The following is an 18,555-nucleotide window of genomic DNA, read 5'->3' as shown; positions in this document are numbered from 1 at the left end:
GTGCTCACCTTCGACAGCGCCCAGCTCACCGTCTGGCTCAGCCACTACTTTTGGCCGCTGCTGCGCATTCTGGCGCTGATCAGCACCGCGCCGATATTCAGCGAAAAGCAAATCAGCAAAAAGGTCAAAATCGGCCTTGGCGGGCTGATCGTCATCCTGATTGCGCCGACGCTGCCCGCCAGCAATATCCCCATCTTCTCCGCCGCCGGCCTGTGGCTGGCGATTCAGCAGATTCTGATCGGCGTGGCGCTGGGGTTAACCATGCAGTTCGCCTTCGCGGCGGTGCGCCTGGCGGGGGAAGTGATCGGCATGCAGATGGGACTGTCGTTCGCCACCTTCTTCGATCCCAGCGGCGGCCCGAACATGCCAGTGCTGGCGCGCCTGCTCAACCTGCTGGCGATGTTGCTGTTCCTCAGCTTTGACGGCCATCTGTGGCTGATTTCGCTGCTGGCGGACAGCTTCCACACCCTGCCGATCCAAACGCAGCCGCTGAACGGCAACGGCTTCCTGGTGTTGACTCAGGTCGGCTCGCTGATCTTCATCAATGGCATGATGCTGGCGCTGCCGCTGATCTGCCTGCTGTTAACGCTCAACATGGCGCTCGGCCTGCTCAACCGCATGACGCCGCAGCTGTCGGTCTTCGTGATCGGTTTCCCGGTCACCATGACCTTCGGCATCATGACGCTGGGCATGATGATGCCGATGTTGGCGCCGTTCTGTGAGCACCTGTTCGGTGAAATCTTCGATCGACTGGCGGCGGTGATCGGCGGCATGACCTTCTGAGCCCCTGCGGCCCCTTCCTTTCCCCCTCTTCCGCCTGAGACAAAATGGCAATAAAACCGTTTTCTTGGGACAAAAGCCTGAGAAACGTCTTTTATCCGGATTAAGGTTCAAATGTCTCCGGCGGCTTGAATAAATAAAACCCCGACCTAAAATAGACCCGGTAGAAAAAATATCGCCCGCACCCCGTCAGTCACCCGCGGCGATAATATAAACTTATTGATTAGAGAAAAATAAAATAACGCAGCCACGCAGAGTCAAATGCGCGGCAGATAACTTACACCCTGAATAAATGCGTCCGGCAGCCTGCCGGCTGCAGGGCGCAGCATCGACCTTTGCTAACTACAGGAGCGACATCATGATTAAAGCAAAAAGCAACCGCAAGGCACGCCGATTATTCGGTTTGACCCACTGGAAAAGCAACAAGTTTAGAGTTTCCTTCACCGAGACCAGCGATGGCGGAAAATGGAAAGTGGTGAAGAAAAAGAAATAATCGCGCAGGACCTGTAGCAAAAATTCCGGGTTGCCCCCTATCCGGCTTCTGCAACGTCATTCGACGCGGCGCCGCATCGGCAGCCCGGGACCCACACTCATCACTCGCCGGCAAACCGTGCCGGTGTACTTTATTCTTAGGAAGGAAATAACGCGCCACATCACCCTGACTGCCGCGTTAAATTTAAAAACAATGTATTAATGATTTAATTTACTCACACCCCTTATTTATTCACTGACAAGAAAAATCGATTTCTCACCTTACTCCCCCAGCGTTATATTGGAAGAAACCTTGCAGACAGCACGCTGCAAGCCTCGCTCAAATATAATCGGTGTAAATATGAAGATAAAATTCCAGCTGAGTGATTTATTCATCAGCGGCATCGCCCTTTTGATCATGAGCACTATTTTAAATACGCTGGGCTTTTCCTGGGGATTATTTGTTCTTCCGCCTGGCGTCGATAGTTTCGTCATCATCCCGTTTACTTTATTTGGCTCATGGAAGTTGGCCGAGTGCCTCTATACGCCAATACGGTGGCTGTTCAATGAGAGCCGCAAGCCTCAAATCGAAAACAACAGCCCTAAAAATAACGCCAAGTCGCGTTAACAGGAGATCGACCTATGTTGAGAGAACTGGCCAGAGCAGAAATGCAACGGATGAGCGGCGCCGGCCTCAGCCTTCGTCAACATAGGCAGTCAATGCACTAAAGGGTCCGGCAACGATCGCGGCGTGCCTTTCCGCTAAGGCTTAAGGTGAATGGGGAACACGCAGACAAAAAAAGGCGCGTCACTCAGTCAGTAGTGGGAGAACGAGCGACGCGCCAAACGAGTGCGCCCGGTTTCAAGAAGCCTCCCTCCCCGCGGGGCGGAGAAGGCGTTTTCTAAGCGCACTAAAGGGAAACCCGTCGCGGTCAGGCAACGGGGTATTGCTCTTAACGATTCATCTGGAACAGCGACATGCCCTGCATATCGCTGAAGGTTTTATACGACGCCTGCAGCGCCGCCTGCTGCATGAAGTAGGACGAGATAGACTCGGCCAGATCGGCATCCGTCAGCGCGCTCATCTGGATCTGATTGGTCATGTCACGCTCTTTACCGATGCTGTCCAACTGATCCATCTCCTGCAGCTGGCTGCCCAGCTCGGCGCGCACACTCAGCACGTTGTTGTAGGAGTTGTCCAGACCGCGGTTGGCTTTCGCCAGCGCATCGTTCACCTGCTGCTTGGTGGCCTCGTCGGCGCCCTGCAGCGGGGTTTTCAGCGCGTTCAGCGCAATATCGATGCTCTCGAATATGTTGCTGACCGGCGCGCTGCCGTCCGGCTCGGGCTTCGGATTGCTGGTCAACGACATGAACACCGCGTTGCCGGTATGGCCGATGGTCATGGTGCGGTTAGCGTCCACTTTCTGCTCAACCGTCTTGTCGCCGCCCTGGTAACTGACGGTGCCGCCATTGTCGACGAACGGCGCCTTGTCGTTCACATACCCGCCGAACATATAGCGGCCGTTGCCGTCGGTGCTGTTGGCCTGGTTCAGCAGCTGATCTTTCAACCCCTGCAGCTGGGTGGCCAGCGACTGGCGATCGTTATCGCTTTCGGTGCCGCCGGCGTTGACGATCAACGCCTTCATGTCCGCGATGGTGGAGGTCGCGCCGGCCAATACCGTTTCTTCCATCGACACGTTCTGACGGGCGAAGGTGCGCGCCAGCGTGTATTGACTGTTTTCCGCCTGCGACTGCGACAGCATCACCGCGCGCGACGCCGCCAAGGGATCGTCGGACGGGTTGATCACTCGCTTGCCGGAGGAAAGCTGCTCGGCGGCCTTCATGAACAGCGACTGGTTGCCCGTGATGCCGTTCATGTTTTGTTGGTACATCATGCCGGTACTCATGCGCATGCTGTGGGTTCCTTACTCTGAGCGACCGGTGCCGTTATCGGCGCCGATTAACAATGAAATCAACGAATGTTCAGCAGCGCGTCGAACAGCGAGCTGGCGGTCTGAATCACCTGCGCGTTGGCCATGTAGTACTGCTGGAAACGCAGCAGTTCACCGTACTCTTCGTCAAGGTTGACGCCGGACATCGACTGCTGTTGCGCGCCCAGTTGGGTGACGATTTTGGCCTGCGACGTGGCGATGGCCTTGGCGGCGGCGGTCTGGTTGCCGACGCCGCTGACGATGCCGGCGTAAGCGCCGCTCAGGGTCGCTTTGCCGTCCACCAGGTTTTTGGTTTGCAGATCCAGCAGTTTCTTGGCGTTCTCGTTATCGCCGCGGCCGCTGTCGTCTTTACCGGCGGCGGCGATCTTGGACGAATCGGTGATGGCCACTTTCAGGTTGCCCGCCACGTCGCTGACCGGTTTCACGGTGAAGCTGTCTTTGGCCTGCGCATTGCCGTCAATGCTCACTTCCAACCCGTCGAAGTTCAGCGTCGGTTTACCGTCGGCGCTGGTGCCCGGCGTCGCGTTGACTTTCACGTTGTCCGGCAGACGGCTGACCTGCCAGTTGCTGCCGTCGAACTCGACGCGATAATCGTTGGCCTTCACCTTGCCGGTATCGGTGTAAGAGACCGACAGCGACGCGTCGCCGGTGTTGCGGGTGTTATCCACCACCCGGCCGCCGCTGAAGCTGAAGAAGTCGCCGCCCGCGTCACCGTTCAGATCGAAGCCGGCGCGATGCTGTTGGTTAAAGCTGTCCGCCATCGCCAGCGCCAACTGGCCCAGCTGATTGCGCACGCCGTCCAGCGTTTCGCTGCGGAATTTCAGCACGCCGCTCAGCGTGCCGCTGGTGATCTGGCCTTCCGGCACTTCGCTGGCGCCGTTGCCGCGGTTATAGCCGATGGTCAGACGGGAAGGATCGCTGCTGGAAGGCACGGCTTCCACCTGATACGTATTGCTGCCTTGCACCAGGGTCAACCCGTTGGCGAAGGAAACGGTATAGGCGTCGCCGTCCTGTTGCGTGACCTGTACGCCCACCAGCTGGTTCAATTCGGTGACCAGCTGATCGCGCTGATCCAGCAACGCATTCGGTTCGCCGCCGGCGCTGCCGCGCAAACGGGTGATCTCGTCGTTCAGCTTGGCGATCTGTTGGCCGTAGCTGTTGATCTGCTGCGCCGTATCGCTGATCTGCTGATTGACGCCGTTGTCCATGTCGCGCAGGAATTTGTCGGTGTTGTTGAACTGGTTCACCAGGCCGTTGGCCTTGCCCAGCACCGTCTGGCGCGCGGCGTCGTCACCGGCGTTGCTCACCAGGTTCTGCAGGTTGGTGAAGAAATCCTGCATGTTGGTCGACAGCGGGTTGGTCTTGCTCGCCAACAGGTTGTCGATCTGCGAAATCTTCTCGTAATAGGCGTTTTGCGCCCCGAACGCGCTTTGCGCGCCGCGCAGCTGGTTGGTGATGAACTGGTTGTATTCGCGGTTGACGCTGGTGACGGTCACGCCGTTGCCGATAAAGCCGCTCATGGTGGCCATGCCGCCGTTCTGCGCCAGGATCGCGGTCTGACGGTTGTAGCCCGCCACGTTGTAGTTGGAGATGTTGTTGCTGACGGTACTGAGCGCCACCTGAGCCGCATTCAGCCCGCTCATCGCGGTATTGATTAAGCTATTGGACATCGGAATTCCTTATGCTGCGGCGCCGGTGGCCCACAGGGTTCTTAATTGAGCTGCTGAGCCTGTTCGCTCAGCCTGTTTCGGTTATCGGCAAAAATGAGAAGAACTTGAGGAAAAAAAGCGGTAACGCGGTCAGCATCCAGCGAGCCTTCATTACCGCCTATCCCCTAAATAATTGGCGCCGCAGCGGCGTCAAGAATGACGGGGATTTAGAACAAATCTTTCAGATCGTGGGTGTAAGCTTTCACCGCCTGCTCCCCCGCGCTCTTCATCTGCTGAATCACGCTGACCAACTTGCTGGCGTACTGGGGATCGGTGGCGTACCCGGCGCGCTGCAGCGCATGCGCCGCCTGCTCCGGGCTGCGCGCGGCGGCCACGTCGGCGTAGCGCGGGTTGTTGGTCAGCAGTTTGACGTAATCGGCGATCGCTTCGACGTACGAGCCGTAGACGCGGAACTTCGCCTTCACCTTCTTCGCCGCGCCCTGTTCGAACTCGGTGGTGGTGATCTCCGTCACCGGCCCGCTCCAGCTGCCGCCGGCCTTGATGCCGAACAGGTTGTAGCTCGGCGTGCCGTCTGAGGTTGGGATCTCGCGCTGCCCCCAGCCGGATTCCAGCGCCGCCTGCGCGACGATCAGCTGATGCGGAATGCCGCTCTGCTGGCTGGCGACCTTCGCCGGTATCGACAGACGAGCGACGAAGTTGCCGTTGTTGAGCGACAGCGGCGCGGCGGCCGGCGGGGCTTTCGGCATCGCCCGGCGCACCATCTGCTCCAGCGCCTGGTTCGGCAGCGTTTGCAGCACCTCGTTGTCCAGCGCCATCGGCGACAAGCCCGCGGTTTCGCTCGGCACCGTATTGGCGTTGCTCATCTGCTTGACCATCATGTCGGCCAGCCCCAGCCCTTTTTGCGACATCTGCTGGGCGATTTGCTGATCGTACATCGAGGTATAGAGCCGCGTTTGATCGCTGCTCAACACCCCGTCCTGCGGCAAGGCGGAACGCATGCTTTTCAGCATCATCTGCACGAACATGCCTTCCACCTGCTGCGCCACCTGCTTGAGGTTGCCCTGCGGGTCGGCCGCCGCGTCGCGCTTCAGGCCGTTCAGCGCCTGGGCGTCATAGGCCGCGCCCGACATCGCCATCAGATCGCCCGCCATCAGATGATTTCCAGCTTGGCGCGCAGGCAGCCGGCGCTCTGCATCGCCTGCAGGATCGACATCAGATCGATCGGCGTGGCGCCCAGCGCGTTCAACGCGCGAATGACGTTGTTCAGGTTGGCGCTGGCGTTCACCTTCTGCAGCGACCCGCCCTGCTGTTGCACCGAGATCTGGGTGTTTGGCGTCACCACCGTCTGGCCGCCGCCGAACGGCGTCGTCGGTTGGCTGACGGTGTTCTGCCGATCGACCACCACCGACAGGTTGCCCTGGGCGACGGCGCAGGAATCGAGGATCACATCGCGGTTCATCACCACCGACCCGGTGCGCGAGTTGATGATCACCTTGGCGTCCATCGCGCCGACGTTGACGGTGATGTTCTGAATCTCCGCCAGGAAACGCACCTGAGAGCTGTTGCCCTGCGGCACCAGCACCTGAATGGTGCGGGCGTCGAGCGGCGTCGCGGTGCCGCCGCCGCGTTGGCGGTTGATGGCGTCGCTGATCTGCTGCGCCAGCGTGAAGTCTTCGTCGTTCAGCTGCAGGTTGAGTACGCCGCCGCTGCCGAAGGTGGTCGGCAGCTCGCGCTCGATGGTGGCGCCGTTGCTGATGCGCCCCCCCGCCAACTGGTTGACCTGCACGCTGCTGCCGCCGGCCGCCGCGCCCGCGCCGCCGACCAGCACGTTGCCCTGCGCCAGCGCATAGACCTGGTTATCCACGCCTTTCAGCGGCGTCATCAGCAAGGTGCCGCCGCGCAGGCTCTTGGCGTTGCCCATTGATGAGACCACCACGTCGATGTTCTGCCCGGCGCGCGAGAACGGCGGCAGTTTGGCGGTCACCATCACCGCCGCCACGTTTTTCAGCTGCATGTTGGTGCCCGGCGGCACGGTGATGCCCAGCTGCGACAGCATATTGCTCAGGCTTTGGGTGGTGAACGGCGTCTGCATGGTCTGGTCGCCGGAGCCATCCAGCCCTACCACCAGGCCGTAGCCGATCAGGGCGTTGTCTCGCACGCCCTGCACCGTCACCAGATCGCGGATGCGCTCCGCCGCCGCCGGCAAGCACACCAGCCCGACGCACAGCGCGATAAACCATTTTTTCAGCATCAGTCAATCCTTAGAACGGTGAAACATTTAAGAAGAAGCGCTGCAGCCAGCCCATGGTCTGCGCCTCGTTGATATAGCCATTGCCGACGTATTCGATCCGCGCGTCCGCCACCTGCGTTGAGGTGACCGAGTTGTTGCCGCTGATGGTGCGCGGGTTGACGACGCCGGAGAAACGAATGAATTCGGTGCCCTGGTTGATGGCGATCTGCTTTTCCCCCACCACGTGCAGGTTGCCGTTGGCCAGCACCTGGTTGACCGTCACCGTAATGGTGCCGTTGAAGGTGTTGTTGGCGTTGGCGCCGCCCTTGCCGCCGAAGGTGCTGTCGCCGGAAATGTCCATATCGGCGCGCGCATTGCCCAACAGGCCGTCAAGGTAACGCGGCGAGGTGGCGACGCCGAACTTGCTGGCGCCGTTGCGGCTGGCATTGGCGGAGGAGCTCTTGCTGGCGCTGACGTTTTCCTGCAGCACGATGGTCAGGGTGTCGCCGACGTTGCGCGGACGGCGGTCTTCGAACAGCGGCTGATAGCCGTAGTTCATCGGCTGCACCGTCTGGAAGATCGAGCCGTTCGGCATCGGCGCGCTGGCCGGCGCGGGCTGCGCCGTGGTCGCACCGTCCACCAGCGGTTTATGCGGAATATAAGCGCAGCCGCTCAGCGTCAGCATCACCATTCCCGCCAGCCAGCGTTGTCCCTGCCGCGGCAGGATTGCCATCGAATATGTGGTTACCACGGGTATCGCCTTTGTTTCACGAAAGAGAATGACGGGCGCGGCAAGCCGGGCCCGTCAATGACAGATTACAGTTGCGTCAGCTTTTGCAGCATCTGATCGGAAGTCGATACCGCTTTGCTGTTGATCTCGTAAGCGCGCTGAGTCTGGATCATGTTGACCAGCTCTTCCGCCACGTTAACGTTGGAGGTCTCCACGTAGCCCTGATACAGCAGACCGGCGCCGTTCAGCCCCGGCGTGCTCTCGTTCGGCGCGCCCGAGCTTTCGGTTTCCTGATACAGGTTCTCGCCCACGCTCTCCAGACCGCTGTCGTTGACAAAGGTCGTCAGCGTCAGTTGCCCCACCTGCTGGGCGGCGGTTTGCCCTTGCTGGGTGACGCTGACGATGCCGTCGCGGCCGACGGTAATGGACAGCGCGTTAGCCGGGATGGTGATCGCCGGCTGCACCTGGAAACCGCTGGAGGTGACCAGCTGGCCGTTCTGATCGATCTGGAACGAGCCGTCGCGCGTGTAGGCTTGGGTGCCGTCCGGCAGCATCACCTGGAAGAACCCCTGTCCCTTGATGGCGACGTCTTTGCTGTTGTTGGTCTGCGACAGGTTGCCCTGGCTGTGCAGACGTTCGGTCGCCACCGGACGCACGCCGGTGCCGATCTGCAGACCGGAAGGCAGCGTGGTTTGCTCGGAGGACTGCGCCCCCGGCTGACGCATGGTCTGGTACAGGAGATCTTCAAATACCGCACGCTGGCGTTTGAAGCCGTTGGTGCTGACGTTCGCCAGGTTGTTGGCGATCACGTCCATGTTGGTCTGCTGCGCGTCCAGACCGGTTTTGGCAATCCATAAGGATGGAATCATCGGTTATTTCCTTGCTGCTTAGCTCACTGAGAGCAGTGAGTTGGCACGCTGTTCGTTTTCATCCACGCTGTGGATGACCTTCATTTGCATTTCAAAACGGCGGGCGTTGGCGATCATGTCGACCATGGTCTCCATCGGCTTGACGTTGCTGCCTTCCAGCACCCCGGGCATTACCCGCACCTGTGGATCGTTTTGCAACTGATTGCCGCGCAGCTGTTGGGTTTCCGGCGTCAGGCGGAACAGCCCGTCGTCACCGCGCATCACTTCGCGCGCGTCGGCTTTCACCAGCTTCAGGCGGCCGATCTGCGCGATGGTGTTCGGCGGATCGCCGGCATTCAGCGCCGAAATGGTGCCGTCGGCGGCGATGGTGATCTCCGCCGACGGCGGCACCTCGATCGGCCCCCCGTCGCCCATCACCGGCAGCCCCTGCACCGTCAACTGCCCGGTGGAGGAGATCTGGATGTTGCCGTTGCGGGTATAGGCTTCACCACCGCCCGGCAGGCTCACCGCCAGGAAACCGTCCTGCTGCAGCGCCACGTCCAGCGGGCGCGCCGTATAGTTCAGCGCCCCCTGGCTCATGTCAGCGCCCGGCGTCGAGGCAGTCACCAACGTGCGCGTCGCCAGGCTCGGGCCGTCAACCGGCACCGCGCGCAGCGCGGCGAGCTGGGCGCGAAAGCCCGGCGTCGACGCGTTGGCCAGGTTGTTGGCGGTAATGGACTGCTGCTCCAGCGTTTGGCGCGCCGCGCCCATCGCGGTATAAATCGCGTGATCCATAACTCGACCCTATTAGCGCAGGCTAACCAACGTCTGCAGAATGGAGTCCTGCGTCTTGATGGTCTGGGCGTTGGACTGGTAGTTACGCTGTGCGACGATCATGTTCACCAGCTCCTGGCTCAGATCGACGTTGGAAGATTCCAGCGCGCCGCTGGTCAGCTTGCCGAAGCCGCCGCCGCCCGACAGACCGACGCGCGGCTGGCCGGACGCGCCGGTTTCCTGCCAAACGTTATCACCCTGCGACGCCAGCCCTTCCGGGTTGGAGAAGTTGGCCATGACGATCTGGCCCAGCACCTGGGTCTGCTGGTTGGAGTAGATCCCAACGACGGTGCCGTCGTTGTTGATTTGGAAGTTGGTGTATTCACCGGCGGCATAGCCGTCCTGCGCCACCTTGCTCACCGAGTCGCTGCCCACGTTCTGCTGCATGCTGCCGGCGAAGCTCAGGGTGAAGTTTTGCGCCGGCGCGCCGTCTTTGGCGGTCATCGGGATCACCATGCTGAACTCGCCCGGCGCGCCGTTGGTGCTGGTGGTTTTCACCAGGTTGCCGCTGGTGCTGAACTCCATGGTGCCGGCGTCAACCGGCGCGGCGCTGCCGTCCTGGGTGTAGACCTGCCACTTGTTGTCTTCGGTCTTCACAAAGTAAGCATTGATGTTGTGCGCGTTACCCAGCGAGTCGTAGGCGGTGATGGTGTTGACGTAGTTGTAGCTGTCCTGCTTGGTCGGATCGAACGTCTTGTTCTCCGGCACTTTATGGGTGGACTTCAGGTTAGTCACCATCTCGCCGGAGGTGGACGCCTTGGCGTTCATCATGCCTTCAGGAATGCTCAGCGGCACCGGGTTGGCGCCCTGCTGGATGGTCGGCGGGGAACCGGCCGCCGGATAGCCGGTCAGCTGCAGGCCCTGCATGTTGGTCAGGTTGCGGTTCTCGTCCAGTTTGAACTGGCCGTTGCGGGTATAGAATATGCCGCCATCTTTATCCTGCATGCGGAAGAAACCGTTGCCGTTGATGGCGATATCCAGCGCGCGGCTGGTGCCGGTGGTGGTGCCGCCCTTGAAGTTCTGGGTGATGCCGGACACCTTAACGCCCAGACCGACCTGTGAACCGGCGAACATGTCGGCAAAGGAGACGCTGCCGGATTTGAAGCCCGCGGTCGCGGAGTTGGCGATGTTGTTACCGATCACGTCCAGGTTGGTTGCTGCCGCGTTCAAGCCGCTGACTGCCTGAGAAAAAGCCATGTTATTCTCCGAATAGTGGTCAGGCTATCGTCCGATTGAGCCTGATGCTTAGGGTTATAAGATCTGTCGCACGTCTTCCAGGGTGGCGTTGCCCGCCAGACCGAGATCCAGCTTGGCGCCGTTGCCATCGCGGATCACGCCGTTCACCAGGCCGAAGTGCAGGCTGCGCGCCACCAACTGCTCGCCGTTGCCTTTGGCGTTAATCGCCACTTTGTAGGCGCCGTCGGGGGCGGTGGAGCCGTCATCCAGCGAACCGTCCCAGGTGAAGGCATGTACGCCGGCGGTCAGACCGCCGATTTCGATGGTGCGCACCACCTGCCCACTGGCGTTGGTGATGGTGGCGGTCACCTGATCGGCGGCGCGCTCCAGTTCCACGCCGAACGGCGTGGTGCTGACTTTGCCGTCTTTGCTGCCGACCAGAATGTTGCTGCCCGGCACCATCACGCCGTGGCCGATCAGCGCGGTGGCCTGCAGCGACTGATTGCTGTTGATCTGGCCGGAGATCGACCCCAGCGTGGTGTTGAGTTTTTCGATGCCCTGAACGGTGTTGATCTGCGCCAGCTGCGAGGTCAGTTCGTTGTTCTGCATCGGATTGGTCGGATCCTGGTTTTTCAACTGCGCCACCAGCAGCGTCAGGAAGCTGTTGTGCAGATCCTGGCTGTTGGTATTTTTGCTGTTGTTACCGATGACGGTGTTGTCCAACGACTCGTTCGTGGTTGCGGCGATAGCCATGGGAACCTCCGGTTACTGACCCAGCGTCAGGGTTTTCATCATCATCGACTTGGTGGTATTGAGCACCTCGACGTTGGCCTGATAGCTGCGGGAAGCGGAGATGGTGTTGACCATTTCCCCCACTACGTCGACGTTCGGCATGCGCACATACCCCTTGGCGTCCGCCAGCGGGTTGCCCGGCTGATACACCAGGCGCTCGGGCGCCGGATCGTCCACCACCTGGGCGACGCGCACACCGCCGGTCGGCTGTCCCGGCGCCGCCGCGACCTGGAATACCACCTGCTTGGCGCGGTAAGGTTCACCGTCCGGGCCGGTCACGCTGTCGGCGTTGGCCATGTTGCTGGCGCTGACGTTCATGCGCTGAGACTGCGCCGATAACGCCGAGCCGGAGATATCAAAAATATTCAGTAAAGACATGCGCCTTATCCTTGTTGCAGTACGGACATCATCCCTTTGATCTGACCGTTGAGCAGCGTCAGGTCGGTCTGATATTTCAGGCTGTTATCGGCAAAGTTGGTGCGTTCGCGATCCATGTCCACCGTGTTGCCGTCCATCGACGGCTGATCCGGCACCCGGAACAGCAGATCGAGCTGCGGCGGCTGCAGGGTCTGCGCCGGGATATGGCGCGCCGCCGTCAGGTTGAGCGCCATGCCGTTACCGCTGACGCGCCCCTGCTCCATCACTTTGTTCAATTGGCTGGCGAAATCGATATCCCGCGCCTGATAACCCGGTGTGTCTGCGTTGGCGATGTTGGCGGCCAGAATTTCCTGCCGCTGGGCGCGCAAGTTCAGCGCCTCTTGGCCAAAGCGCAGAGCCGCGTCCAGTTTGTCGAGCATGCTCCCTCCGCGAGGTTAGAATTTGGAGTCGACAGCATAAACGCCCTCCGCGCTACCCTATCGCGGGAATAAACGCAAAATGGGGCGCTATTTATCTGCTTAGCCTGCGCGCGCTGCGGGTACACTTACGCGTATCCCGATGAAGCTTGAGAAGATGACGATGAAAGGTAAAATGCTGCTGCTTATCGGCCTGCTGTGCAGTCTGAACGCGCGCGCCGGCGATCTGGTGACGCAAATCGAAAGCTTCATCCAAGGCAAGTTCAGCGGCGAACCGGTACAGGTAAAAGTGCGGGTGCGCACGCCGCCGAACCAATGGCCCGCTTGCGAACTGCCGCAGCTGTCGCTGCCGCCCAACGCGCGGATCGGCGGCAACGTCAGCATTTCGGCGCGCTGTGGCCAGGAGCGGCGCTTTATCCAGACGCAGGTGCAGGTGTTCGGCCGCTATCTCGTTTCGGCGCGCGGCATCAACGCCGGCAGCCGGTTGACGGCGGCGGACCTGACGTTGAAAGAAGGTCGGCTCGATACCCTGCCGCCGCGCGCGCTGACCGAAGCGGGCAAAGCGTTAGGCGCCGTCAGCCTGCGCAACATCAGCCCCGGCCAGCCGCTGACCCTCGCCATGCTGCGCCGGGCTTGGATTATCAAGGCCGGGCAATCGGTGCAGGTCAATGCACAGGGCGAAGGATTCAGCATCAGCGGCGCGGGTAAGGCGATGAACAACGCCGCCGCCGAAGACAGCGTGCGCGTGCGCATGGCGTCCGGGCAAATCGTCAGCGGCGTGGTCGGAAACGACGGCGCGATTCGCATTACGTTATAAAAAAGTAAAGGTTCCGCAAACCTTGCCGATAAGACAAATCAAGCAGCATTTTATTGGCCACCAGGGCCGCAACACTTTCATTGCAGCGTCGTCGCCGAGAGCGGTCACGGCGTAAACGGAGATGGACCATGAGTATCGATCGCACCCAGCGGTTACAGCCGGTTTCCACTGTGCAACCGCGTGAAACCCCGGCAGACAACCCGCTCCAGCCGCGTAAGGCCGCCGTGGCCGAAACCGCCGTCAGCGGCACGCAGGTCAAACTGAGCGAGGCGCAGGCGCGCCTGATGCAGCCAGGCACCCAGGATATCGATATGGGCCGGGTCGAGGCCATCAAACAGGCGATCCGCAACGGTGAACTGAAGATGGACGCCGGCAAAATCGCCGACGCACTGCTGCAAGACGCGCAGAGCGATGTTCAATGGATCGCCGGACGCGACTGACAACGCGGCGGCGGGTAGCGGTAAAGGATAAGTCATCACTATGGAAAAGCTGGCACAACTGCTGGACAAACTGTTGGAAACGCTGCAGACGCTCAATGGCGTGCTGGAAGAAGAGCACGATCTGTTATGCTCCGGCCAGCTGCCGGGCGTGGCCTTGCAGCGCGTAACCGATGCCAAAAGCCAACTGCTGGCGACGGTCGCCTACCTCGAGCAACAGCGCCTGGGGCAGGAAAAAAACTGCGGGCAACGCGCGCCCTATGCCAGCCACACCCCTCTGGCCGATCGTTGGCAGCGCGTTCAATTGCTAAGCCAAACGCTGCGCGAAAAGAACCAGCACAACGGCCTGCTGCTCAATCAGCAGATCGACCATAACGCTCAGGCGCTGGCCATCCTCAGCAAAAACAACAAATCGCTGTATGGCCCGGACGGCCAGTCGCACGCCGGCAGCCTGCTCGGCAGAAAAATCGGCGTTTGACCTGACTCATTTCGCCCGGTGAGCCTATCACCGGGCATGCGTTAACCGGCTTCTGCGCATCCCGTCGCATTTTATCCCTATCACACTTTGAATTCACTTAAGGCTTTGCGCCAGGCTGCGCATGGCGTGAATTTGGCTGTTTCTTTCCCTTTGGCCGCTTGTCACCCTGTGGTTATTTTTAAATCACTTGAAATATACCCTTAGAGGGTATAGATTCGCAGGGAGAGCGAATGGCCGACATTTATCTCACCAAAACCTTTCAAGGTTTTGCCGCACGCGAGCGCATTAGCGACGCCACGATAGTGAAAGCTGCGCGAGAGATGCAACATCAGCTGTACGACGCCAATCTTGGCGGTTGCGTATACAAAAAGCGCATCGCTCGGGCTGGTGCGGGCAAACGTGGCGGCTATCGGGTACTGATCGTTTTTCGCGATGAAGACCGCCTGTTTTTTATGCGCGGCTTTGCCAAAAGTGAGAGAGAAAACATCAGTACGGATGAGTTACGGGGATTGAAACATCTGGCTGCGCTGTATCTGGATTATTCGCCATTCAGACTCTACCAGCTGGTCAACAACAGGGAGTTACGGAGGCTAAGCGATGAGTAAAATTCTTGCCGAGATCCACCAGGAAGTTCAGGGCCTGCATCACGCCGGTTTCGTCGATGACGTGACCATGCGCACCTTCGACATGCTGTGCCTGCGGCCGGTGAAGCAGTTCGGGCCGGCCGAGATCCGCGCGCTGCGCGAACGGGAAAACGTCAGTCAGCCGGTGTTTGCGCTGTATCTCAACGTCAGCAAAAAGGCGGTGCAGAAATGGGAGCGCGGCGAAGCACAACCGAACTCCGCCGCGATGAAACTGCTGACGCTGGTGGAACGCAACGGCCTGCAAATTCTGGCCTGATCTTACTGATAATTGACGATCACCTGATTGCCAATCACCCGCAGCGGCGGATTCAGCCCGCCTTGCGACTGCACGTAATAGACAAAGCGCAATTCCGCATTGGCCGGCTCGCCCTGCAGACCGATGCTGCTGCCGCTGCCGCCGCCGAGCGGAATGCAGCGGTTTACCGTGCAGAGCTGGGCCTGCAGCCCCACGGGCTCCGGCCCCAGCAAACGGTAGCGCCAGCTGACGCTGGTGATGCGCGCATTGGCATCCGGCAGCGCGTTCGGCGGCCGCAAACCGGCGGATTCATCGCGCATCCCGCCCTGTTCCAGCGTGACCCCCGCCCCTTCAGCCACCCAGGAGCCGGACACCGCGCCGGCGGCTAGCGGCGCCAGCAAACACAACAAGGACAGACAGCGTTTCATCAGGCGGCTCCAATGGTCGAGGTCATGCGAATCTGGCGATCGTCGTTGATCTCCAGGTTGGACAGCACCACGAGCTGCGGCAGGCTGCGACGCAGGAAGCGCGCCAGTAAAGGACGCAGCGCATGGTTAACCAACAGCACCGGTGGCGCGCTGAGCATCTCTTGCCGTTGCAGCGCCTGACGCGCCTGCTCCAGCAGACGGTCAGCCAGCCCCGGCTCCAGACCGCCGCCGCCCTGCAACGCCTGCAGCAACAGGCGCTCCAGCTGGGTATCTAGCCCGATAACCTGAATCTCGCCGTTGCCCGGGAACCACTGCTGCGTGATCGCCCGGCCCAGCGCCACCCGCACCACGGTGGTCAATTCATAAGGATCGCTCTGCGCCGGGGCATGCTCCGCCAGCGTTTCGACGATGGTGCGCATATCGCGAATGGACACGCGCTCGGCCAGCAGATTTTGCAGCACCTTGTGCAACGTCGTCAGTGACACCACGCCCGGCACGAAGTCTTCGGTCAGCTTCGGCATCTCCTGCGACACGCGATCCAACAGCTGTTGGGTCTCCTGGCGGCCGAACAGCTCGCTGGCGAACTGGCCTATCAGGTGATTGAGGTGCGTCGCCACCACGGTGCTGGCTTCCACCACGGTAAAGCCCTGGATTTGCGCCTGCTCGCGCAAGGCGCTGTCGATCCACACCGCTTCCAGCCCGAAGGCGGGATCGACGGTTTTGTCTCCCGCCAGCTCGCCCACGGCATTGCCGGGGTTGATCGCCAGCCAGCGGCCCGGCTGCGCTTCACCGCTGCCGATCTCGACGCCTTTCATCAGGATGCGGTAGCTGGCAGGCGGCAGTTCCAGGTTGTCGCGAATGTGCACCACCGGCGGCAGATAACCCATGTCCTGGGCGAATTTCTTGCGGATGCCGCGAATACGCCCAAGCAGCTCGCCGTTCTGTTGAAAGTCAACCATCGGAATCAACCGGTAGCCCACTTCCATGCCCAGCGGATCTTCCAACTGCACGTCGGCCCAGCTGGCTTCGGCGGCCTGCGGATTCTCCGGCATCACCGGCGCCTCTACCGTCTTCGGCGCCTGTTGTTCACGGCCGCGCAGCCACCAGGCCAGGCCCAGCAAAGCGGCGGTAAACAGCAGGAACACCAGGTTCGGCATGCCCGGCACCAGGCCCAACAGTCCCAGCACCCCGGCGCTCAGCAACATCACGCGCGGATTGTTGAACAGCTGGCCCACCATCTGCTCGCCGACGTCCTGATCGGTCGCGACGCGGGTGACGATAACGCCGGCGGCGGTGGAGATCACCAACGCCGGGATCTGCGCCACCAGGCCGTCACCGATGGTCAGCAGCGTATAGCTTTCCGCCGCCGCCCCCAGCTCCATGCCGTGTTGCACCACGCCGACCAACAGGCCGCCGACTACGTTCAGCACCATGATCATCAGGCCGGCGATGGCGTCGCCGCGCACGAATTTACTGGCGCCGTCCATCGAGCCGTAGAAATCGGCCTCCTGGGTCACTTCGGCGCGGCGTTTCTTCGCCTCGTCTTCGCCAATCAATCCGGCGTTCAAATCGGCGTCAATCGCCATCTGTTTGCCCGGCATGCCGTCCAGCACGAAGCGCGCGCCCACTTCGGCGATACGCCCCGCACCTTTGGTGATGACCATAAAGTTGATCAGCACCAGGATGATGAACACCACGATGCCGATGGCGAAGTTGCCCCCCACCAGGAAGTGGCCGAAGGCTTCCACCACGCGCCCGGCGGCGGCGGAACCGGTGTGGCCTTCCAGCAAGATGATGCGCGTCGAGGCGACGTTGAGCGACAAACGCAGCAATGTGGAAAACAGCAGGATGGTCGGGAAAGCGGCGAACTCGAGCGTGCGCTGGGTGAACATCGCCACCAGCAACACCATGATCGACAGCGCGATGTTGAAGGTAAACAGCAGGTCGAGGATAAACGCCGGCAGCGGCAACACCATCATCGACAAAATCAGCAGGATCAGCACCGGGCCGGCCAGCACCTGCCACTGCGTATCTTTAAAATTGCCCGGCAAACGAAGCAGGGAGGCCAAATTAGCCATCAGAGTCACTCTCTCTCGCAAAATCCAGTGCTTCCGGCACCGGTAAACGTTCAGGTTTTTTCGGGATCAGGCCGCCCTCGCGCCGCCAGCGGCGCAGTTGGTACACCCAGGCCAGCACTTCGGCGACCGCGGCATACAGGGTGGCCGGAATATGTTGTCCGATCTCGCTGTGCCGATACAGCGCGCGCGCCAGCGGCGGCGCCTCCAGCATCGGGATGCGGTGTTCCGCACCGAGTTCGCGAATGCGCAAGGCGATTTCGCCGGCCCCTTTGGCTAGCACTTTCGGCGCGCTCATTTTTTTGTCGTTGTACTGCAACGCGACGGCGTAGTGCGTCGGGTTGGTGACGATCACGTCCGCCTTGGGCACATCGGCCATCATGCGGCGCCGGGCGATCGCCCGCTGCTGCTGACGAATGCGCCCCTTGACGTGCGGGTCCCCTTCCTGGTCTTTGAACTCGTCGCGAATATCCTGCTTGGTCATCTTCAGCTTCTTGAAGTGACTCCACAGCTGATAAAACACGTCGAACGCCACCATCGGCGTCAATCCCAGCACCACCAGAAAGCCGCAGAACAGAATCATCTGCAGCGCGTTGCCCAGCGCATCGAGCGGCTGCTGAGTCATCAGATGCAGCATCGCCGCCCAGTTGTGCCACAGATAGAGGCCGGTCACCCAACCGACCAGCGTCGCTTTCAGGATCCCTTTCAGCAGCTCGGCCAGCACCTGGGTAGAAAAGATGCGCTTCAACCCGGATAGCGGGTTCAGCCGCTTCAAATCGAACTTGATCGACTTGCCGCTGAACAAAATGCCCCCCAGCAACATCGGCGCGGCGAGCGCCACCAGCACCAGCCCCGCCATGATCGGCAGCAGCGCCAGCACCGCCTGGCGCAGCAACATGCCCAATTGGCGCAGCATCTGTTTATCGTTGCTGACCATGCCGTGATCGAAGTTCAGACCTTGCGTGAGCATCGCCGCCAGCTGTTGCGCCATGTTGCTGCCGGACATCAGGATAATCGCGAGGCCCGAGAGCAGCATCAGTACCGAGGTCAGCTCGCGCGAGCGCGGGATCTGGCCGTCTTCACGCGCCTTCTCCAGCCTGTGGGGCGTGGGGGCCTCGCTTTTTTCCAGATCGCTGTCTTCAGCCACGAAACGCCGTTCCTGTG

At 60.8% G+C, this 18,555-nt stretch carries 22 protein-coding genes; 8 read left to right on the top strand and 14 right to left on the bottom strand.

The annotated features are described in order from the left end of the window. The 3 genes from fliR (at position 1) to J9788_RS08710 (ending at position 1,879) form a co-directional block, all read left to right on the top strand. Positions 1–783, top strand: coding sequence for a flagellar biosynthetic protein FliR (gene fliR, locus J9788_RS08720; RefSeq protein ID WP_033632754.1), 783 nt, complete (start codon positions 1–3; stop codon positions 781–783). Positions 784–1,138: 355 nt separating this feature from the next. Beyond that, the gene (gene sra / locus J9788_RS08715; protein ID WP_013813483.1) at positions 1,139–1,273 is read left to right on the top strand and encodes a stationary-phase-induced ribosome-associated protein; all 135 of its coding nucleotides are present in this window, start codon (positions 1,139–1,141) and stop codon (positions 1,271–1,273) included. Between the two features lie 279 nt (positions 1,274–1,552). Further along, positions 1,553–1,879 carry a hypothetical protein gene (locus J9788_RS08710; protein WP_241427853.1) on the top strand — a complete coding sequence of 109 codons (327 nt, stop codon included), beginning with the start codon at positions 1,553–1,555 and terminating at the stop codon, positions 1,877–1,879. Positions 1,880–2,204: 325 nt separating this feature from the next. Here the strand turns inward: J9788_RS08710 and flgL are convergent, their stop codons facing one another. The 11 genes from flgL to flgB form a co-directional block, all read right to left on the bottom strand. Then, positions 2,205–3,164 carry a flagellar hook-associated protein FlgL gene (flgL, locus tag J9788_RS08705; protein ID WP_182264264.1) on the bottom strand — a complete coding sequence of 320 codons (960 nt, stop codon included), beginning with the start codon at positions 3,162–3,164 and terminating at the stop codon, positions 2,205–2,207. A gap of 59 nt (positions 3,165–3,223) precedes the next feature. Next, positions 3,224–4,873 (bottom strand): flagellar hook-associated protein FlgK, encoded by a 1,650-nt coding sequence (gene flgK / locus J9788_RS08700; RefSeq protein WP_033643519.1) that lies wholly within the window; start codon positions 4,871–4,873, stop codon positions 3,224–3,226. A gap of 206 nt (positions 4,874–5,079) precedes the next feature. Beyond that, positions 5,080–6,024: a flagellar assembly peptidoglycan hydrolase FlgJ gene (gene flgJ, locus J9788_RS08695; RefSeq protein ID WP_033632749.1), complete on the bottom strand. Its 945-nt coding sequence runs from the start codon at positions 6,022–6,024 to the stop codon at positions 5,080–5,082. Next, complete coding sequence (locus J9788_RS08690; RefSeq protein WP_004934816.1) at positions 6,024–7,124, bottom strand: flagellar basal body P-ring protein FlgI; 1,101 nt, start codon at positions 7,122–7,124, stop codon at positions 6,024–6,026. Before J9788_RS08690 ends, flgJ begins: the two co-directional genes overlap by 1 nt. Positions 7,125–7,134: 10 nt before the next feature. Continuing rightward, positions 7,135–7,836 (bottom strand): flagellar basal body L-ring protein FlgH, encoded by a 702-nt coding sequence (gene flgH / locus J9788_RS08685; RefSeq protein WP_004934817.1) that lies wholly within the window; start codon positions 7,834–7,836, stop codon positions 7,135–7,137. Positions 7,837–7,919: 83 nt separating this feature from the next. Next, a complete protein-coding gene (flgG, locus tag J9788_RS08680; RefSeq protein WP_004934819.1) occupies positions 7,920–8,702 on the bottom strand; it encodes a flagellar basal-body rod protein FlgG in 783 nt (260 codons plus the stop codon). An 18-nt stretch (positions 8,703–8,720) separates the two neighbouring features. Further along, a complete protein-coding gene (locus J9788_RS08675) occupies positions 8,721–9,476 on the bottom strand; it encodes a flagellar basal body rod protein FlgF (RefSeq protein ID WP_046896596.1) in 756 nt (251 codons plus the stop codon). A gap of 12 nt (positions 9,477–9,488) precedes the next feature. After that, a complete protein-coding gene (flgE, locus tag J9788_RS08670) occupies positions 9,489–10,712 on the bottom strand; it encodes a flagellar hook protein FlgE (protein ID WP_182264263.1) in 1,224 nt (407 codons plus the stop codon). A gap of 54 nt (positions 10,713–10,766) precedes the next feature. Then, positions 10,767–11,444, bottom strand: a complete 678-nt coding sequence (flgD, locus tag J9788_RS08665) for a flagellar hook assembly protein FlgD (protein WP_046896594.1) — start codon at positions 11,442–11,444, stop codon at positions 10,767–10,769. A gap of 12 nt (positions 11,445–11,456) precedes the next feature. Continuing rightward, on the bottom strand, positions 11,457–11,861 hold the full coding sequence (gene flgC / locus J9788_RS08660) for a flagellar basal body rod protein FlgC (protein WP_004934826.1): 405 nt from the start codon (positions 11,859–11,861) through the stop codon (positions 11,457–11,459). A 5-nt stretch (positions 11,862–11,866) separates the two neighbouring features. Next, a complete protein-coding gene (gene flgB / locus J9788_RS08655; protein ID WP_033643526.1) occupies positions 11,867–12,280 on the bottom strand; it encodes a flagellar basal body rod protein FlgB in 414 nt (137 codons plus the stop codon). Between the two features lie 160 nt (positions 12,281–12,440). On the opposite strand from flgB, the gene flgA reads away from it, so the two are divergent. From flgA to J9788_RS08630, 5 genes are all read left to right on the top strand, one after another. Then, entirely contained in the window at positions 12,441–13,094 is a 654-nt protein-coding gene (flgA, locus tag J9788_RS08650) for a flagellar basal body P-ring formation chaperone FlgA (protein WP_182264262.1), read from the top strand. Positions 13,095–13,222: 128 nt separating this feature from the next. Next, positions 13,223–13,534, top strand: a complete 312-nt coding sequence (flgM, locus tag J9788_RS08645; RefSeq protein ID WP_004934832.1) for a flagellar biosynthesis anti-sigma factor FlgM — start codon at positions 13,223–13,225, stop codon at positions 13,532–13,534. Positions 13,535–13,574: 40 nt separating this feature from the next. Beyond that, complete coding sequence (locus tag J9788_RS08640; protein ID WP_046896592.1) at positions 13,575–14,009, top strand: flagella synthesis protein FlgN; 435 nt, start codon at positions 13,575–13,577, stop codon at positions 14,007–14,009. Positions 14,010–14,239: 230 nt separating this feature from the next. Next, positions 14,240–14,614, top strand: coding sequence for a type II toxin-antitoxin system RelE/ParE family toxin (locus tag J9788_RS08635; RefSeq protein WP_182264261.1), 375 nt, complete (start codon positions 14,240–14,242; stop codon positions 14,612–14,614). Beyond that, entirely contained in the window at positions 14,607–14,909 is a 303-nt protein-coding gene (locus tag J9788_RS08630; RefSeq protein ID WP_182264260.1) for a DNA-binding transcriptional regulator, read from the top strand. The genes J9788_RS08635 and J9788_RS08630 overlap by 8 nt, the downstream gene beginning before the upstream one ends. 2 nt (positions 14,910–14,911) lie before the next feature. On the opposite strand, the gene J9788_RS08625 is transcribed toward J9788_RS08630, so the two are convergent. The 3 genes from J9788_RS08625 to flhB are packed head-to-tail and all read right to left on the bottom strand — an operon-like array spanning position 14,912 to position 18,538. Further along, positions 14,912–15,316 carry a flagellar protein FlhE gene (locus J9788_RS08625; RefSeq protein WP_033643530.1) on the bottom strand — a complete coding sequence of 135 codons (405 nt, stop codon included), beginning with the start codon at positions 15,314–15,316 and terminating at the stop codon, positions 14,912–14,914. Continuing rightward, complete coding sequence (gene flhA, locus J9788_RS08620; protein ID WP_103085412.1) at positions 15,316–17,394, bottom strand: flagellar biosynthesis protein FlhA; 2,079 nt, start codon at positions 17,392–17,394, stop codon at positions 15,316–15,318. Before flhA ends, J9788_RS08625 begins: the two co-directional genes overlap by 1 nt. Further along, positions 17,387–18,538, bottom strand: a complete 1,152-nt coding sequence (gene flhB / locus J9788_RS08615; protein ID WP_019452962.1) for a flagellar biosynthesis protein FlhB — start codon at positions 18,536–18,538, stop codon at positions 17,387–17,389. The genes flhA and flhB overlap by 8 nt, the downstream gene beginning before the upstream one ends. Between the last annotated feature and the right edge of the window lie 17 nt (positions 18,539–18,555).

The sequence above is a fragment of the Serratia sp. X10 genome (assembly GCF_017811775.1).
In the GTDB taxonomy this organism is placed as follows: Bacteria; Pseudomonadota; Gammaproteobacteria; order Enterobacterales; family Enterobacteriaceae; genus Serratia; species Serratia ureilytica.
Note: the sequence above shows the minus strand (reverse complement) of the source record. Positions and strands in the feature narration are given on the sequence as shown.

Bases quoted from the DNA above. Each gene is read 5' to 3' on its own strand.
- flgC (WP_004934826.1), bottom strand. From the start codon at position 11,861: ATGTCTTTACTGAATATTTTTGATATCTCCGGCTCGGCGTTATCGGCG.
- flgG (WP_004934819.1), bottom strand. From the start codon at position 8,702: ATGATTCCATCCTTATGGATTGCCAAAACCGGTCTGGACGCGCAGCAG.
- flgJ (WP_033632749.1), bottom strand. From the start codon at position 6,024: ATGGCGGGCGATCTGATGGCGATGTCGGGCGCGGCCTATGACGCCCAG.
- J9788_RS08640 (WP_046896592.1), top strand. From the start codon at position 13,575: ATGGAAAAGCTGGCACAACTGCTGGACAAACTGTTGGAAACGCTGCAG.
- flgH (WP_004934817.1), bottom strand. From the start codon at position 7,836: ATGGCAATCCTGCCGCGGCAGGGACAACGCTGGCTGGCGGGAATGGTG.
- flhA (WP_103085412.1), bottom strand. From the start codon at position 17,394: ATGGCTAATTTGGCCTCCCTGCTTCGTTTGCCGGGCAATTTTAAAGAT.
- J9788_RS08675 (WP_046896596.1), bottom strand. From the start codon at position 9,476: ATGGATCACGCGATTTATACCGCGATGGGCGCGGCGCGCCAAACGCTG.
- flgD (WP_046896594.1), bottom strand. From the start codon at position 11,444: ATGGCTATCGCCGCAACCACGAACGAGTCGTTGGACAACACCGTCATC.
- sra (WP_013813483.1), top strand. From the start codon at position 1,139: ATGATTAAAGCAAAAAGCAACCGCAAGGCACGCCGATTATTCGGTTTG.
- flgK (WP_033643519.1), bottom strand. From the start codon at position 4,873: ATGTCCAATAGCTTAATCAATACCGCGATGAGCGGGCTGAATGCGGCT.
- J9788_RS08635 (WP_182264261.1), top strand. From the start codon at position 14,240: ATGGCCGACATTTATCTCACCAAAACCTTTCAAGGTTTTGCCGCACGC.
- J9788_RS08630 (WP_182264260.1), top strand. From the start codon at position 14,607: ATGAGTAAAATTCTTGCCGAGATCCACCAGGAAGTTCAGGGCCTGCAT.
- flgE (WP_182264263.1), bottom strand. From the start codon at position 10,712: ATGGCTTTTTCTCAGGCAGTCAGCGGCTTGAACGCGGCAGCAACCAAC.
- J9788_RS08625 (WP_033643530.1), bottom strand. From the start codon at position 15,316: ATGAAACGCTGTCTGTCCTTGTTGTGTTTGCTGGCGCCGCTAGCCGCC.
- J9788_RS08690 (WP_004934816.1), bottom strand. From the start codon at position 7,124: ATGCTGAAAAAATGGTTTATCGCGCTGTGCGTCGGGCTGGTGTGCTTG.
- flgM (WP_004934832.1), top strand. From the start codon at position 13,223: ATGAGTATCGATCGCACCCAGCGGTTACAGCCGGTTTCCACTGTGCAA.
- flgB (WP_033643526.1), bottom strand. From the start codon at position 12,280: ATGCTCGACAAACTGGACGCGGCTCTGCGCTTTGGCCAAGAGGCGCTG.
- flgL (WP_182264264.1), bottom strand. From the start codon at position 3,164: ATGCGCATGAGTACCGGCATGATGTACCAACAAAACATGAACGGCATC.
- flgA (WP_182264262.1), top strand. From the start codon at position 12,441: ATGAAAGGTAAAATGCTGCTGCTTATCGGCCTGCTGTGCAGTCTGAAC.